The sequence below is a fragment of the Sphingomonas jinjuensis genome, from assembly GCF_014197105.1.
In the GTDB taxonomy this organism is placed as follows: Bacteria; Pseudomonadota; Alphaproteobacteria; order Sphingomonadales; family Sphingomonadaceae; genus Sphingomonas; species Sphingomonas jinjuensis.
In genome coordinates this window covers 71,163-86,437 of the sequence record NZ_JACIEV010000004.1, presented here as the reverse complement: position 1 = coordinate 86,437, position 15,275 = coordinate 71,163, and the positions used below count along the sequence as shown (strand labels likewise).

Annotated in this window: 15 protein-coding genes; 6 read left to right on the top strand and 9 right to left on the bottom strand. The window is 68.5% G+C overall.

Going from position 1 to position 15,275, the window contains the following annotated elements; all coding sequences use genetic code 11:
* Positions 1-30 precede the first annotated feature (30 nt).
* On the bottom strand, positions 31-1,461 hold the full coding sequence (locus GGQ80_RS07985; RefSeq protein WP_183983556.1) for an FAD-binding oxidoreductase: 1,431 nt from the start codon (positions 1,459-1,461) through the stop codon (positions 31-33).
* Positions 1,462-1,528: 67 nt separating this feature from the next.
* Here GGQ80_RS07985 and GGQ80_RS07980 point away from each other — a divergent pair, with 67 nt between their 5' ends.
* From GGQ80_RS07980 to GGQ80_RS07970, 3 genes are all read left to right on the top strand, one after another.
* A complete protein-coding gene (locus GGQ80_RS07980; protein WP_183983555.1) occupies positions 1,529-1,969 on the top strand; it encodes a hypothetical protein in 441 nt (146 codons plus the stop codon).
* Positions 1,970-2,062: 93 nt separating this feature from the next.
* Positions 2,063-3,514, top strand: a complete 1,452-nt coding sequence (locus GGQ80_RS07975; RefSeq protein ID WP_183983552.1) for a DEAD/DEAH box helicase — start codon at positions 2,063-2,065, stop codon at positions 3,512-3,514.
* 85 nt (positions 3,515-3,599) lie between these two features.
* Positions 3,600-3,797 carry a DUF1289 domain-containing protein gene (locus tag GGQ80_RS07970; RefSeq protein ID WP_183983550.1) on the top strand — a complete coding sequence of 66 codons (198 nt, stop codon included), beginning with the start codon at positions 3,600-3,602 and terminating at the stop codon, positions 3,795-3,797.
* Positions 3,798-3,897: 100 nt separating this feature from the next.
* Here GGQ80_RS07970 and GGQ80_RS07965 read toward each other — a convergent pair whose 3' ends face one another.
* The 7 genes from GGQ80_RS07965 to GGQ80_RS07935 form a co-directional block, all read right to left on the bottom strand.
* Complete coding sequence (locus GGQ80_RS07965; RefSeq protein WP_183983548.1) at positions 3,898-4,509, bottom strand: glutathione S-transferase family protein; 612 nt, start codon at positions 4,507-4,509, stop codon at positions 3,898-3,900.
* 11 nt (positions 4,510-4,520) lie between these two features.
* Positions 4,521-5,381: a dienelactone hydrolase family protein gene (locus GGQ80_RS07960; RefSeq protein ID WP_183983546.1), complete on the bottom strand. Its 861-nt coding sequence runs from the start codon at positions 5,379-5,381 to the stop codon at positions 4,521-4,523.
* A 208-nt stretch (positions 5,382-5,589) separates the two neighbouring features.
* Positions 5,590-6,231, bottom strand: coding sequence for a carbonic anhydrase (locus GGQ80_RS07955; RefSeq protein WP_183983544.1), 642 nt, complete (start codon positions 6,229-6,231; stop codon positions 5,590-5,592).
* Entirely contained in the window at positions 6,228-7,808 is a 1,581-nt protein-coding gene (locus GGQ80_RS07950; RefSeq protein ID WP_183983542.1) for a SulP family inorganic anion transporter, read from the bottom strand. The genes GGQ80_RS07955 and GGQ80_RS07950 overlap by 4 nt, the downstream gene beginning before the upstream one ends.
* Positions 7,809-8,093: 285 nt before the next feature.
* A complete protein-coding gene (locus GGQ80_RS07945; RefSeq protein WP_183983540.1) occupies positions 8,094-9,077 on the bottom strand; it encodes a cell wall hydrolase in 984 nt (327 codons plus the stop codon).
* A gap of 222 nt (positions 9,078-9,299) precedes the next feature.
* Complete coding sequence (locus GGQ80_RS07940) at positions 9,300-10,088, bottom strand: SDR family oxidoreductase (RefSeq protein WP_183983538.1); 789 nt, start codon at positions 10,086-10,088, stop codon at positions 9,300-9,302.
* 127 nt (positions 10,089-10,215) lie between these two features.
* Positions 10,216-11,361 carry an acyl-CoA dehydrogenase family protein gene (locus GGQ80_RS07935; protein WP_183984064.1) on the bottom strand — a complete coding sequence of 382 codons (1,146 nt, stop codon included), beginning with the start codon at positions 11,359-11,361 and terminating at the stop codon, positions 10,216-10,218.
* A 246-nt stretch (positions 11,362-11,607) separates the two neighbouring features.
* Here GGQ80_RS07935 and GGQ80_RS07930 point away from each other — a divergent pair, with 246 nt between their 5' ends.
* From GGQ80_RS07930 to GGQ80_RS07920, 3 genes are all read left to right on the top strand, one after another.
* Positions 11,608-12,426 carry an SDR family NAD(P)-dependent oxidoreductase gene (locus GGQ80_RS07930; protein ID WP_183983536.1) on the top strand — a complete coding sequence of 273 codons (819 nt, stop codon included), beginning with the start codon at positions 11,608-11,610 and terminating at the stop codon, positions 12,424-12,426.
* Positions 12,423-13,886, top strand: a complete 1,464-nt coding sequence (locus GGQ80_RS07925) for an MFS transporter (protein ID WP_343050943.1) — start codon at positions 12,423-12,425, stop codon at positions 13,884-13,886. The genes GGQ80_RS07930 and GGQ80_RS07925 overlap by 4 nt, the downstream gene beginning before the upstream one ends.
* Positions 13,887-14,053: 167 nt before the next feature.
* The gene (locus GGQ80_RS07920) at positions 14,054-14,614 is read left to right on the top strand and encodes a CHAP domain-containing protein (protein ID WP_343050942.1); all 561 of its coding nucleotides are present in this window, start codon (positions 14,054-14,056) and stop codon (positions 14,612-14,614) included.
* Positions 14,615-14,748: 134 nt separating this feature from the next.
* Here the strand turns inward: GGQ80_RS07920 and msrB are convergent, their stop codons facing one another.
* Entirely contained in the window at positions 14,749-15,249 is a 501-nt protein-coding gene (gene msrB, locus GGQ80_RS07915; protein WP_183983533.1) for a peptide-methionine (R)-S-oxide reductase MsrB, read from the bottom strand.
* Positions 15,250-15,275: the final 26 nt, after the last annotated feature.

Here is a 15,275-nt window from a genome sequence, read left to right as displayed (position 1 = left end):
GCGACGCCGTGCGCCGACTGGCGCGAGGCTCTATTGGTTGGCGGGCGGCGAGGCAAGCGCCACGAGCTTGCCCGGGTTGAGCAGGCCGAGCGGATCCATCGCCGCCTTGATCGCGCGCATCGCGGTCAGCTTCGCAGGCGAGGCGAGGCGGGCGAGCTCGTCGATCTTCATCTGGCCGATGCCATGCTCCGCCGCGATCGAACCCCCGGCCGCGGTGACGAGGTCGTCGACGAAGTGCGTGATCGCCGCGGCATGGTCGGCCAGCCAGCGTTCGCGGTTGGCGTCGCGGGGGCCGCGGACGTGGAAATGGATGTTGCCGTCGCCGAGGTGGCCGAAGCCGCTCGCCCGCGTGCCGGGGAAGCGCGCGTCGCAGGCCGCCGCCGCCTCGACCATGAAGCGCGGCATCGCCTCGACGGGAACCGACAGGTCGTGCTGCGTCGCCGGTCCGGTTGCGCGCTCGGCATCGGACAGCGATTCGCGCAGTCGCCAGAAGGAGTGCGCCTGCGCCTCGCTCGCCGCGATGGTCGCATCGCCGATCAGGCCATCGTCCAGCGCTGCCGCCAGCACGCGTTCGAGCAGCGCGGTGTCGGCGTCGGTGACCTCGATCAGCAGATGCCAGCGCTGGCGGCCGGCGACGGGCGGCCTGACGTCGGGAAGATAGGCCAGCGCGGCGGCGAGCGTTTCCGCCGGCAAGATCTCGAAGCTCTCGGTCGCGTCGGTCGCGGTCTGCAACCGACGAAGCAGGCGCAAGGCATGCTCGGGGTCATCGGTGGCGGCCCATGCCGTGACCGTTGCCGGCGGCAGCGCCACGAGGCGAAGCGTCGCAGCGGTGACGATCGCCAGCGTCCCTTCGGCGCCGATCAGCAACTGGTCGAGATCATAGCCGCGATTGTCCTTCTTCAGCGCCGCCAGCCCGTCATAGACCTCGCCGTTGGTCAGCACCGCCTCGACGCCCGCGACCAGCCCGCGCATCGACCCGAATCGCAGCACCTGGGTGCCGCCCGCGTTGGTCGAGACGAGGCCGCCGATCGACGCATTGCCCTTGGCGCCGAGCGACAGCGGGAAACGGCGCCCGGCCTCGATCGCCGCGGCGTGCAGGTCGGCCAGGATTACGCCCGCCTCGCACACCGCCAGGTTCGCCTCGGCGTCGAGGCGGCGGATGCGGTTCATCCGGCGCAGCGACAGGATCAGCGCCTCGCCGTCGCCGGGCGGGGTGGCGCCGCCGACCATCGAGCTGTTGCCGCCCTGCGCCACCAGCGGCACGCGATGCGCGCTCGCGGCCTGCATGATCGCGGCGACCTGGTCGGTGGATGTCGGCGACAGGATCGCTGGCGCGGCACCGTGGAACCGCCGCCGCCAGTCGATCAGCCAGGGTTCGATATCCGCGGCGTCGGTCAGGATCGCCTTGGCATCGAGCGTGCCGGCGAGGGCGCCGATCATCGCGGTCTGGGCGGGGGTCATGGTGCCGGCGGGTAGGCCAAGTTCATCGGTCGTTCAACGACGGGACGTAGGGAATGGGGCAGAACGCATGATCCATCCAGCCATCCCCGTCACGCTGCTCGCGCTGCTCGCGCCTACCGCTGCCGGTCGCGGCGATTCGTCGCTCGATGGCGTCTCCTTCGCGCAGCTGACGATCCGCCAGCGGATCATCGTGCGCGTCCCGGTGTCGCGCGCGCCGCCGCCCAAACCGATCCGCTGGAAGGAAAAGAAGGGGCCGAAGTGCGTCGCCATCGGCAGCATGGCGGGCGCGCTGGTCAGCGAAAAGTCGGCTGTCGACTTGGTGATGACGGGCGGCAAGCGGATTCGCGCGAAGCTGGACGACGATTGCCGCCCGCTCGATTTCTATTCGGGCTTCTATCTGAAGCCGAGCGCCGACGGCATGGCCTGCGCCGGTCGCGACTCGATCCGCGTGCGCTCGGGCGCGAGCTGCGGGATCGACGGGTTCAAGAATCTGGTGGCGCGGGACTGAGCTTCGCAATTTCTTGACTTTCGCCCCCAAATCCGCAAGCCCGGACGGGCTGTCGTGCCCGGGCGTCCCGGACGCGCGTTTCCGGACGACCAGATGATTTTTGCCGACCTCGGCCTTTCAGACGAACTCCTCGCCGCCGTCACCGACGCCGGCTATACCGAACCCACGCCGATTCAGGCTGCCGCGATCCCGTCGGTGCTGATGATGCGCGACATGATCGGCATCGCGCAGACGGGGACGGGCAAGACCGCCAGCTTCGTGCTGCCGATGATAGATATCCTGGCGCACGGTCGCAGTCGCGCTCGGATGCCGCGGTCGCTGATCCTCGAGCCGACGCGCGAGCTTGCCGCGCAGGTTGCCGAGAATTTCGAGAAATACGGCAAGAATCACAAGCTTTCGATGGCGCTGCTAATCGGCGGCGTGTCGATGGGCGACCAGATTAAGGCGCTGGAAAAGGGCGTCGACGTGCTGATCGCGACCCCCGGGCGGCTGATGGACCTGTTCGGCCGCGGCAATATCCTGCTGACCGGGTGCAGCCTGCTCGTCATCGACGAGGCGGACCGGATGCTCGACATGGGGTTCATCCCCGACATCGAGGAGATCTGCACCAAGCTGCCGGCCAACCGCCAGACGCTGCTGTTCTCGGCGACGATGCCGCCGCCGATCAAGAAGCTGGCGGACAAGTTCCTGAACAATCCTAAGCGGATCGAGGTGTCGCGCCCGGCGTCGACGAACCTCAACATCAAGCAGATGCTGGTCCCCGTCAGCGGCAATGCCTTCAAGAAGCGCGACGCGCTGCGCCGGCTGCTGGCGGTAGAGGACGTCAAGACCGCGATCATCTTCTGCAATCGCAAGACGACGGTGCGCGAGCTCAACAAGAGCCTGAAGCGGCACGGCTTCCGTTCGGGCGAGATCCATGGCGACATGGAGCAGCCGCAGCGGCTGGCCGAGCTCGACCTGTTCAAGAAGGGCGAGATCAACATCCTCGTCGCCTCCGACGTCGCCGCCCGCGGGCTCGACATCAAGGGCGTCAGCCACGTCTTCAACTTCGACGCGCCCTGGCATCCCGACGATTATGTCCATCGCATCGGCCGCACCGGCCGGGCGGGCGCGACCGGCACCGCGTACACGCTGATCACCAGCGAGGACGCCGAGAATATCGAGAATATCGAGAAGCTGACCGGCCAGACGATCGAGCGGCTGAAGATGGACGACGTGCCCGAGCCCGCCGCCGCCGAGGAAGCGCCGCGCCGCCGTGGCGGTCGCCGCGACGAGCCGCGGGACGAGCGTCCCCGCCGCGAGGAACGTCCGCGCGAGGAACGGGCCGCCGAGCGGCCGCGCCGGGAGGAACGTCCGGTTCGAGGAGAGCGTCCGGTTCGTGAAGAGCGGCCGATCCGCGAAGAGCGTCCCGTGCGCGCTCGCGACGACCGGCCCGAGCGCATCCGCGAGGATCGCCGTCCCCGCCGCGAGGAGCGCTTCGATGGGCCGGACGACGGCTGGAACGGGCCGGTGCCGAGTTTCCTCAACGTCACCCTCGGCGGCTGACCCGTCCTCATCCTTCGCTGCCTTCGGCAGCATTTTCCCTCTCCCGCCGGAAGGGTGAGGGCGGAACGCTCTTGGCAGCTACCGCATGACGACCAAAAGTCCCTGCACCGGCATCTGCGCGATCGATCCCGCAACCGACATGTGCCGCGGCTGTGACCGCAGCGTCGATGAGATCATGCGCTGGGGGCTGGGCGACGACGCCGAGCGGCGTGCGATCCTGGATGCCGTGGAAGCGCGGCGGCGTACCATGCTCCCTGGCACGGGGAGGGGACCCATCGCTTAGCGATCGTCGACGGGGAGGCCCACCGGCGTGATCGCGTGTTGCAAGCCCCTCCACCATGCCGCTGCGCGTCGCGGTCCCCCTCCCCGCGAGCGGGGAGGACTTACTGCCCCGCCATCAACGCGTCGTCGATCTCACCTCCCCGGACATAGGCGGGCCGCTCGCGCAGCCGCGCCATATAGGCGTCGAACGCCGGCCGCTGCGGCAGCCAGCCGAACTGCGATCCCCACAGCAGGTGCGATCCGACATAGACGTCGGCGGCGGTGAAGCGGCCCGCGGCGATATACTCACGCTCGTCCAGGAAGCCCGCCAGCGCATCGATCGCCGTGTCCAGCGTGCCATAGCCGACCATGCGCGACTGTTCGGGCGTCACTTCGATCTTGCGCGCGCGATCGATCGCCGCATGCTCGAACGGCCCCGCCGCGAAGAACATCCAGCGGTAATAATCGGCGCGATCGTCGGTCGGGGGCGCCAGTCCGGCCTGCGGAAAGGCGTCGGCCAGATAGGCGCAGATTGCCGCGCCCTCGGTCACCACGCGGCCGTCGTGGACGATCGCGGGCACCTTTCCCATCGGGTTGATCGCGCGATAGTCGTCGCCCTTCATCGTCGTCGCATAGTCGAGCACGACCGTCTCGTAGGGGGCGCCGACCTCCTCGAGCATCCAGCGCGCGATCCGGCCGCGCGATTGCGGGTTGGTGTAGAAGGTCAGGGCCATCGATCGCTTCCTCAGGCCAGGTGGCGCTTGAACAGCGCGAGCTGGCGCGCCCAGGCCTTCTCCGCCGCCGCCTTGTCGTAGACCTTGCTGTCGGGCGGGCACCAGCCGTGCATCGCACCGGCATAGACCTCGATCTCGGCCGGCACCTGGGCCGCTGCAAAGGCCGCGCGCAGCTTGTCCTTGTCGGTCGGCGCGCGCGCATCGTCGTTGGCGGCGATGGCGATCAGATAGCCGCCCTTTAGTCTGGGCACGAGCAGCGCCGGGCTGTCGGGCCCGTCTGTGACGAGAGCCGCGCCATGGAACGACGCGCCGGCATGAACGCGGGCCGGCTGCGCGGCGGCGGTGCGGAGTACCATCGGGCCGCCCATGCAATAGCCAGACGATCCCATCGGCTTCTTCGGGTCGACCTCCTTCTGCGTGTCGAGCCAAGCGACGAAGGCATTGGCGTCGCTGGTGGTCGCGGCCGGGGTCAGCGCGCTGCGCCACGGCATGATCTTATCGCGCACCGCCGGCTGGTCGAACGACTCGCCCGGCTTCAGGAACGGCGCCTTGGTCGAGCGGTAGAACTGGTTCACCGTCAGCACGGCATAGCCCGATTCGGCCAGGCGGCGCGCCATCTGCTCGAAGGCGGGGCGAAGGCCCATGATGTCGGGCCACACCAGCACCGCGGGATGCCTGCCGCTGGTGGGAGCGACGAAATAGGCGTCGCACGCGCCGTCAGGCGTCTTGATGGTCACGCGGCGGCCGGCGACGGGCACGGCGTCGGCGGGACTGGGAAGCAGTGCGGCGATGCCGGCCGCGCCCGCGCCGGCACCGAACGCGCGGCGGGAGAGGAAATGCTCGTTGTCGCCGGCGGTCAATTCATCGCACATCGCTACGCTCTCCGGTTGTTTTGCCGGAGCTTAGCGGGATTGCGCGCGCTGATCTATCTCCTGGGAAGGCGACGAAAAAAGACACCGTCATCCCGGCCTTGGGCCGGGATCCATGGTGCCGCGAGCGACGTCTTTGCGCCACGAGCTGAGTCGCTTGCCGCCCGATGGATCCCGGCTCGAGGCCGGGATGACGGGGTATCAGTATGACTTACGCCAGCAGCACCGGTCCCGGCCGCCCAACCTCGTCGAGGACGGTCGCCGCATCGATCTCCATCAACGGCTTCAGCAGGCCATCGCGAATGTCGTAGACCCAGCCGTACAGCGTCAGTTCCTGCCCGCGGGCGAAGGCGTCCTGGACGGTGGCGGTGCGGGCCAGGTTGACCAGCTGGTCGCGGACGTTGACCTCGACGAGCCGGTTGACGCGTGCCTCGCCCTTGGGCTGGGCCATCACCTCGTCCTCGTGATCGACCAGCGACCGGCGCGCGGGGTCGAGCCACTGGTCGACCGGGCCCGTCGTGCCGCCGTTGAGCACCGCATTGATGCCGCCGCAGTCGTGGTGGCCGCACACGATGATGTTGGGCACCTGCAGCGTGTCGACCGCGAACTGGACGACGCTCATCAGGTTAAGGTCGTCTGGATTGACCAGGTTGGCGACGTTGCGGTGGATGAACATGCCGCCCGGCAGCGTCTGCGTCATCTGCTCGGGGGCGACGCGGCTGTCGGAACAGCCGATCCACAGGAACTGCGGCTTCTGCCCCGCGGTCTGGCGCAGGAAGAAGTCGGCGTTCTCCTCGGTCAGCTCGGTCGCCCAGGCGCGGTTGGCGAGCAGCAGCTGCTTCACCGCCTTCATGCGTACTGGACCTTGGCGGTGGGGGCGTTGATCATGGTTTCGGTCTTCTCGGCGATGTCGCCGCGGACCACGACGGTGATCCCGCGGTAGCCGGCGTTCTTGATGAAGGCGTTGATGACGTCGATGTTGTCGAGGTCGACATAGCTGGTCGACGACAAATCGATCAGCAGGTTGGCGCCGTCGGGCACCATGCCCAGGCGCTTCTGCAGCTCGTACTTGTGGATGAAGTACAGGTTGCGGCGCGCCCGGATCAGCCAGTCGTCGCCGTCATGGGCGGTCGTCACCGCGGTGCGGAAGTTGCGCGCGATGACGAAGATGAAGCCGACGACCATGCCGACCATGATGCCCTTGAGCAGGTCGGAGAACAGGATCGCGATCACCGTCACCACCAGCGGCACGAACTGGGTCCAACCCTGCTTGTAGCGCTCGACGAACAGCTTGGGCTTGGCGAGCTTGTAGCCGGTCGCGATCAGCACCGCGGCGAGCGCCGACAGCGGGATCAGGTTGAGCACCGCCGGCACCAGCGCCACCGACAGCAGCAGCCAGGTGGCGTGGAGGATCGCGGACAGCTTGCTGTCGGCGCCGGCGTCGACGTTCGCCGACGAGCGCACGATCACCGAAGTGACCGGCAGGCCGCCGATCATGCCCGAGACGAGATTGCCCGTCCCCTGCGCCATCAGCTCCCAATTCTTGTCGGTGGTGCGGCGCTTGGGGTCGATCTCGTCGACCGCCTTCACGCTCAGCAGCGATTCGAGGCTGGCGACGATCGCCAGCGTCACCGCCGCCGTCCACACCGCGGCGTTGCCGATCGCGGTGAAATCCGGGATGGTGAACAGGCCGACGAAGCCCGCGACGCTATCGGCGATCGGCACCTGGACGAGATGCTTGAAGCCGAGCTGCCATTCGGGCGCGATCACTCCGAGCAGCAGGTTGCCGATCACGCCGATCAGCACGACCACGAGCGGCCCCGGCACGAAGCGCAGCGGCCCGTTCTTGGGCCTGGCGGCGTCCCACCAGAACAGGAAGGCGAGGCTGACGACGCCGATCAGCACCGCGCCCGGCTGGATATCGTCGCGGAACGAGCGTGCGAGATCGGTGAAGGTGTTGCCGCCGCCCGGGCTGGCGTAGACGAAGCTGCCTTCGAAATCGCCGTCATAGCCGATCAGGTGCGGGATCTGCTTCAGGATCAGGATCAGGCCGATCGCCGCGAGCATGCCGGTGATGACCGACGACGGCACGAATTCGGCGAGGATGCCGGCGCGCGTGAACGAGAAGATGATCTGCAGGATGCCGGCGAGCACCACGGCGAGCAGGAACGTCTGATAGGTCGGCACCGATTCGATCGCGTGAAGCACGATCACGGTCAGGCCGGCGGCGGGGCCGCTGACCGACAGCGGCGACTTCGACACGGCACCGACGACGATCCCGCCGACGATACCCGCGATCAGCCCCGAGAACAGCGGCGCGCCCGACGCGAGCGCGATGCCGAGGCACAGCGGCAGCGCGACGAGGAAGACGACCAGCGAGGCCGGGACGTCGGTGCGCCAGCTTCGCGCGATGGAGAGGACGGACGACACGGGGCGCTCCTGACGGTCGGCAACCTGCGCTGCGCGCAGATCGGGAAGGAACCGCTGCGATACTGGCGCCGACGACGCCCGCCAACGCGAGGAGGGTGGCGCGCAATCATTTGTCACGTACGGTGGCGTGCGTTTCGGCCACCTTCATCCTCCCCCGCCAGGGGGAGGTGGCAGCGCAGCTGACGGAGGGGGCGGAAGCACCGCGCCTTCGATGATGATTCGCTTACCTCCCCCTCCGACGCCTTCGGCGCCACCTCCCCCTGGCGGGGGAGGATCGAGATCGCCTCAGCTCTCGTCCGCCACCATGACCTCGATGTTGCGATGGATGCGCACCCCGGCGACTTCGGCGCGGATGGTGCGGCCGGTGGGCTTGGTCTCGGCCGATTCGGCGGGGGCGACCGCGGCGGTGGCGGCGGCCTGAATGTCGGCGGCCGGGTCGGTGCGGTGGACGGTGACGCCGGCCACGTCGGCAACGCGCCAGCCGGCGGCGTCGAGCGTGGTCGCGGCGGGCGGCTCACCGGCGTCGGCGATCAGGTCGGTCGCGCGCGGCGTGGCCACGGGCTCATACCCGCCATAGCTCTGGCGAAACGAGAGCGAGCGTTCGATCGCATTCTGCCAGCGATAGAAGATGTGCGCGCCGACGGTGCCGATCCGCGACAGGCTGGGCGCCCACCAGGGCGAGATCGCGGTGGTGTGGAAGAAGGTGGCGGAGCCGATCGGCGCATAGACGTCGCCCGCCAGCGCGGCCTCCGCCACCTCGCGTGCGCGCTGCCATGCGGCCTCGTCGCGGCGGCCGCGCAGCATCGATCCGTCGCAGGTGAAGCTGAACTGGCAGCCGGTGCGTCGCTCCGAGCCCTGGAACACGACGCCGCAAATGCTTGCTGGAAAGGCCCGGTCGCGGACGCGGTTGAGCACGACCTGCGCCACCGCGCGCTGCCCGTCGCGCGGCTCGGATCGCGCCTCGTAATAGACCGCGGTGGTCAGACAGTCGGCGGCGCGCGCGGCGTCGTCGGCGGAGCGGGACGCGGCGACGAAGGACGGCGCTGCGGTGATCGAAGCGGGCTCGACCGGGGCATCGCCGCCATGCGGCGGGGTGATGCCGGGGATCGGCGCGGTCGAGGGGGCGCCGAACGCGAGCCGGTCGACGAACGCCTTCGCCTCGACGACGGTCGGATCGGCACGCGCCACCGACGGCCGCTCGGCCTCATGCGGGATGCACGAGGTGGCGGCGACGAGCGCGGCGAGGCCGACGGGCAGGCGCAGGTTCATGGTGCCTGCCCTACAGTGCAGGCGTTATGAGGCGGTTAACCAGGCATCGTCGCGATGGATTGAAGGGCCGCTACCCTCCACCTTCGTCATCCCGGGCTTGACCCGGGATCCATGGCTCCCCGAGCGACTGGATCGCCAATGAGCTGAGCCGCTCGCCGTGAGATGGATCCCGGCTCAAGGCCGGGATGACGATAGAAGGCGAGGGCCCGCCCGGTAACGGCGTCACGCGTCGATGCTGACCCCAAGCGCGGCGTTGACGAGGCCGCCGTCGACGACGATCGTATCGCCGACCACATAATCGCCCGCGCGGCTCGCGAGGTAGATCGCGGCGCCCGCCATATCCTCGTCGACGCCGATGCGGCCGGCGGGAATGCCGCGGCCGACCTCGTCGCCATGGTCGCGCGCGGCGCGGTTCATTTCGCTGGCGAAGGCGCCGGGCGCGATCGAGGTGACGTTGATCGAATCCTGGATCAGCCGCGCCGCCATCCGCTTGGTCAGATAGATCAGCGCCGACTTCGACGCATGATAGCTGTAGGTGTCCCAGGGATTGAGGCGGAGGCCGTCGATCGAGGTGATGTTGATGACCTTGGCCGGCCGATCGCGGCTGCCCGCCGCCTTCAGCGCTTCGTGCAGCGCCTGGGTCAGGAAGAAGGGCGACTTGACGTTGAGGTCCATGACCTTGTCCCAGCCCTTCTCGTCGAACTGCTCGAACGGCACGCCCCAGGCGGCGCCGGCATTGTTGACGAGGATATCGAGCCGCTGCTCGTGCTCGGCGAGCTGCTCCGCCAGCGCGCGGCAGCCGGCGACCGTCGAGACGTCCTGCGGCAGGGGGATGCAATTCGGGCCGAGTTCGGCGGCCGCGTCCTCGCAAGCCGCGGCCTTGCGCGAAGAGATATAGACCTTGGCGCCCTGGGCGATGAAGCCCGCCGCGATCATCTTGCCGATCCCGCGGCTGCCCCCGGTGACGAGCGCGACGCGGCCGTCGAGGCGGAACAGGTTGGTGGTGTCCATCAAGCTCTCCCTCTCCCCTTCAGGGGAGAGGGCCGGGGAGAGGGGGAGTCGCCCGGCCCATTGTCGTTGATAGGTGGGACTGCCCCTCTCCCAACCCTCTCCCCTGAAGGGGAGAGGGCTTTATTGCCTACCCCCCGCGCTTCAGCGTCTCGCGGGCGATGATGACCTGCTGGATCTGGCTGGTGCCTTCGTAGATGCGGAACAGGCGGACGTCGCGGTACAGCCGCTCGATGCCATAGTCGGCGATGTAGCCGGCGCCGCCGTAGATCTGCACCGCCTTATCGGCGACGCGGCCGACCATCTCGCTGGCGAAATACTTGGCCGCCGCGCTCTCCAGCACGACGTCCTTCCCGGCATCTTTGGCCGCCGCCGTCTCCATCACCAGCGCCCGCGCCGCCAGCGCCTCGGTCTTCATGTCGGCGATCATGCCCTGGATCAGTTGGTGCTGCGCAATTGGGTGGCCGAATTGGTGGCGCTCGCTCGCATAGGCGACGCTGTCGGCGATCAGCCGCTCCGCCACGCCGACGCACACCGCGCTGATGTGCAGCCGACCGCGGTCGAGCACGCGCATCGCAATCTTGAAGCCCTCGCCCTCCGCGCCGAGCCGGTTGGCGGCAGTGACGGGGACGTCGTCGAAATGAACGTCGGCGACCTTGGCGCCCTTCTGCCCCATCTTCTTCTCGGGCTCGCCGACACTCACGCCGGGCAGGTCGCGCGGGACCAGGAACGCGGACACGCCGCGCGCACCCTTCTCGTCGCCGGTGCGCGCCATGACGGTGAACAGGTCCGCCTTGTCGGCATTGGTGATGTAGCGCTTGGTGCCCGACAGGCGATAGACGTCGCCGTCCCTCACCGCGCGCGTCTTCACCGAACCGGAGTCGCTGCCGACATCGGGTTCGGTCAGCGCGAAGCTGGTGACGATCTCGCCGCTGGCGATGCGCGGCAGCCACTGCGCCTTCTGCTCGGGCGTGCCGGCCATGACCAGGCCCTGGCTGCCGATGCCGACGTTGGTGCCGAAGGTCGAGCGGAACGCCGGGGTGGTCCGCCCCAGCTCGATCGCGACGCGGCATTCCTCGACCATCGACAGCGCCAGGCCACCATATTCCTCCGCGATCGACAGGCCGAACAACCCCATCTCCCGCATCTCGGCGACGACCGAGTCGGGAATGGCGTCGTTCGCCTCGACCTCTGCCTCCAGCGGGCGGAGCCGTTCGCTGACGAAGCGGCGGAGGTGATCGATCAGCGCGTCGAAGGTGTCGGGGTCGAGGGGCATCATTTCACCTAATTTCCGTTCGCCCTGAGGAGCCGCTGAGCGAAGTCGAAGCGGCGTCTCGAAGGGCCTGTGGTTCGAGACGGGGCTTCGACTTCGCTCAGCCTCTCCTCACCACGAACGGTGGGGGCTGGACGGCAGGACAATAGCCACAGTCACGGTCGGCGCCAAACCCGTTCTTCGAAGCGTGTTCGATTGACGCGCCAAAACCCCATACTATGCTTGGCAAAACACAGGAGCGTTGAGAGGATGCGGTTCGCGGGCAAGCGTGCGGTCGTCACCGGGGGCGTGTCGGGTATCGGCCGCGCCACCGTCGAGCGGCTGGCGGAGGAGGGTGCGTTCGTCCTCGTCGGCGACCTAGACGTTGCAGGCGGCGACGCGCTGGCGGCGGGATCGAACGGTCTGATCGCCTTCCAGCGGTGCGACGTGACGCAGGAGGACGACATCGCCGGGCTGCTGGCGGCGGCGGACGGCGTCGACATCCTGTTCAACAACGCCGGCGCGGGCGGCGCGCGCGAAGGCATCGGCGAGATCGCGAGCGAGGACTGGGACACGACGATGGCGCTGCTGCTGCGCTCGGTCGCGCTCGGCATCCGCCATGCCGCGCCGTTGATGCGCGCACGCGGCGGCGGCGCGATCGTCAACACCTCCAGCGTGTCGGCGCTCGGTACCGGCTTTGCGCCGACCGCCTATTCGACCGCCAAGGCCGGCGTGCTTCATCTGACCAAGCTCGCCGCCGCCGATCTTGCCCGTGACAATATCCGCGTCAACGCGGTGGTCCCGGGGTTCATCACCACCGCGATCTTCACCCGCGGCCTAGGCATCAGCGGCGAGAAACAGGCGATGGCCGACGCCGCGATCGCGCGTGCCGCCGCCGATGCGCAACCCGTCCGCCGCGCCGGGCGGCCGGAGGATATCGCGAGCGCCGTCGCCTATCTTGCCAGCGACGACGCCAGCTTCGTCACCGGCACGCACATCCTGGTCGACGGCGGGCTGACGCTCGGCACGCGGGCCAGTTGGGATCCCGCTTCGCCGTCGCTGCTGACCGCGCTAGAAGCGTTTCGGTGAGCGATCCGAACCCCGCCGTCCCACCCTCCCGCCGACTGACCCGCGGCACCATGGCCAGCTATGGCTTCGGCGCGGTCGCCTATGGGGTGAAGGATTCGGGGTTCGGCACCTTCCTGCTGCTGTTCTACAACCAGGTCGTCGGGCTGCCCGCGGCGACGGTCGGCTTCGTCGTCATGATGGCGCTGGTGATCGATGCCTTTATCGATCCCGCGGTTGGCTTCCTGTCCGATCGCACCCGGACCCGCTGGGGACGGCGGCATCCGTGGATGTACGCCTCGGCGCTGCCGATCATGGTCGGCTGGATCCTGCTATGGCAGCCGCCCGCCGCACTGTCGCAGCCGACGACGCTGGTCTGGTTGTTCGTCACCGCGGTGATCGTGCGCTCGGCGGTGAGCGCCTATGAAGTGCCGTCGGTCGCGCTGACGCCCGAGCTGACCGCCGATTATGACGAGCGGACGCGGATCATGGCGTATCGTTACCTGTTCGGCTGGGCCGGCGGGCTCACGATGCTGCTGTCGGCCTATCTGATCTTCCTGGCGCCGACTCTTGAATACACCAACGGGCTGCTCAACCGTGCGGGCTATACCGGCTTTGCGATCACCGGCGCGCTGCTGATCGGAACGGCGATCCTCGTCTCGGCGATCGGCACCCATCGCGAGATCCCGCGCCTGCCCCAGCCGCAGATCGAGCGCCAGTCGCTCGCCGCCAGCTTTGCCGAGCTGGCCGAAACGGTGCGCAACCGCCCCTTCGTGATCCTGATGCTGGCGGGCGTGTGCGCCTATACCAATCAGGGGATCAGCTATGCGCTGTCCAATTACCTCTACAGCTATGTCTGGGGGTTCAAGGGCGGTGCCTTCGCGATCCTGACCGCGATGCTGTTCAGCGGCGTGTTCGTCGCCTTTTTGGTCGCGCCGCGCGTCGGACGTCGCTTCGGCAAGGCGCGCGCGGCGACGGCGGCGGTGGCGATCGGCGCGATCGTCCAGACGACGCCCTATGCGCTGCGCTTCGCCGGCGTCTTTCCGCAGCCGGGCGATGCGGCGCTGCTGCCCGCCTTCTTCACCTGCGTGATCGCATCGACTGCCTGCAACGTCACCGCCTTCATCCTGGGCGCGTCGATGATGGCCGATGTCGTCGAGGCGTCGGAGGAGCAGACCGGCCGCCGCTCGGAGGGCGTGTTCTTCGCCGGATCGTTCCTGGTGCAGAAATGCACGTCGGGCCTGGGCATCTTCGCCTCGGGCCTGATCCTGTCGGCAGCGGCATTCCCGGCGAAGGCGGTGCCGGGGCAGGTGCCGGTCGCGGTGATCGACCGGCTGACGCTGATCTATCTTGCGCTGTACCTGACCCTGGCGTGTCTCTCGGCATTCTTCTTCACCCGCTTCCCGTTCGGCCGGGCCGAGCATGAAGCGCGGCTCGCGGCGCTCAAGGCGAGCGATTCGCCGCGGAATTCCGCCGAATTTTAAGTCTCTGGTAACGGATGCGACGGCCGGCCGGACAGGTCGCCTGACCTATCAGATCGGTTCATCGGCGGCGAAACACCGTTCGTCCGCTTTGGTTCCCGGCCGGGTTGGTAATCCGCGAATCGCCGGCTAGCGACATCCTCGACAAACGGTTTTGACCGGGGGGTCGCGTGAATTTGAAGCTCGTCGCAGCGCGTTTTGCGCTGGTGTTGACCTGTGCCCTGATGACGGCGGTGCCGGCCACCGCCCAATTCTGGCAGTGCGCACCCTTCGCCCGCGAAGTGTCGGGCATCGACCTCCACGGCAATGCCAACACCTGGTGGGGCCAGGCCGCCGGCCGCTACGAGCGCGGCGCCAGCCCGAAGGTGGGCGCCGTCCTCGCTTTCCAATCCACGCGCCGCATGCGCGTCGGCCATGTCGCTATGGTGTCGAAGGTGATCAGCGATCGCGAGGTCCTGCTCACCCACGCCAATTGGTCGCGCCCCGGCCGCGTCGAAACCGACGTCCGCGCGGTCGACGTGTCGGCGGCGGGCGACTGGAGCGAGGTGAAGGTGTGGTATGCGCCGCAGGGCGGGCTCGGCACCTCGGTCTATCCGGTCAGCGGTTTCATCTATGCCGGCCATGCGCCGAGCACCCCGATCGTCGACCAGCAGCAGCCGACCGCCGCGCAGCCGAACGCGATCATCGCCGCCAACGCCGCCGTGCCGGTGGTGCCGGTCGCCGCGAGCTGATTTTTCCCTACCGTTCGTCCTGAGCGAAGTCGAAGGACAAGCCGCATGCGACCGAGCCTGCCTCATGTGCTTCGACTACGCTCAGCACGAACGGAGGATTGGCTCAAGCCTCGCGGCAGCGGGCTCGATCAGGCCTATGCCGCCCCCGGCTTGAACGTCATCGCCACGCCATTCATGCAATAGCGCTTGCCGGTCGGCTTGGGCCCGTCGTCGAAGACATGGCCCAGATGCCCGCCGCAGCGGCTGCAATGCACCTCGACGCGGGTCATCATCAGCGATCGGTCCGACTTGGTGCCGACGCGACCCGGCAGCGGCGCCCAGAAGCTGGGCCACCCGGTGCCGCTGTCGAACTTGGTCTTCGACGAGAAGAGCGGCTGCGCGCAGCCCTTGCACGCGAAGACGCCGGCGCGGTGCTCGTCGTTGAGCGGGCTGGTGAACGGCCGCTCGGTGCCCTCGTGACGCAGCACGTCATAGGCGGCGGGGCCGAGCTTCGCCTTCCACTGCGCATCGCTCATCCTGACCGGGAAATTCTCCGCGGCGGCGGCAGGCGCGGCGCGGCAGCCCCACAGGACCGCGCCGGCAGCGGCGGTGCCGGCCAGCGACAGGAGCGAACGGCGATCGATCGGCTTGGTCATCCGCCTGATATAAGTCGACAATGACG

Coding starts and splice junctions, on each gene's coding strand:
- GGQ80_RS07930 (WP_183983536.1), top strand. CDS start 11,608: ATGCGGTTCGCGGGCAAGCGTGCGGTCGTCACCGGGGGCGTGTCGGGT.
- GGQ80_RS07970 (WP_183983550.1), top strand. CDS start 3,600: ATGACGACCAAAAGTCCCTGCACCGGCATCTGCGCGATCGATCCCGCA.
- GGQ80_RS07965 (WP_183983548.1), bottom strand. CDS start 4,509: ATGGCCCTGACCTTCTACACCAACCCGCAATCGCGCGGCCGGATCGCG.
- GGQ80_RS07985 (WP_183983556.1), bottom strand. CDS start 1,461: ATGACCCCCGCCCAGACCGCGATGATCGGCGCCCTCGCCGGCACGCTC.
- GGQ80_RS07960 (WP_183983546.1), bottom strand. CDS start 5,381: ATGTGCGATGAATTGACCGCCGGCGACAACGAGCATTTCCTCTCCCGC.
- GGQ80_RS07935 (WP_183984064.1), bottom strand. CDS start 11,361: ATGCCCCTCGACCCCGACACCTTCGACGCGCTGATCGATCACCTCCGC.
- GGQ80_RS07940 (WP_183983538.1), bottom strand. CDS start 10,088: ATGGACACCACCAACCTGTTCCGCCTCGACGGCCGCGTCGCGCTCGTC.
- GGQ80_RS07945 (WP_183983540.1), bottom strand. CDS start 9,077: ATGAACCTGCGCCTGCCCGTCGGCCTCGCCGCGCTCGTCGCCGCCACC.
- GGQ80_RS07980 (WP_183983555.1), top strand. CDS start 1,529: ATGATCCATCCAGCCATCCCCGTCACGCTGCTCGCGCTGCTCGCGCCT.
- msrB (WP_183983533.1), bottom strand. CDS start 15,249: ATGACCAAGCCGATCGATCGCCGTTCGCTCCTGTCGCTGGCCGGCACC.
- GGQ80_RS07975 (WP_183983552.1), top strand. CDS start 2,063: ATGATTTTTGCCGACCTCGGCCTTTCAGACGAACTCCTCGCCGCCGTC.
- GGQ80_RS07955 (WP_183983544.1), bottom strand. CDS start 6,231: ATGAAGGCGGTGAAGCAGCTGCTGCTCGCCAACCGCGCCTGGGCGACC.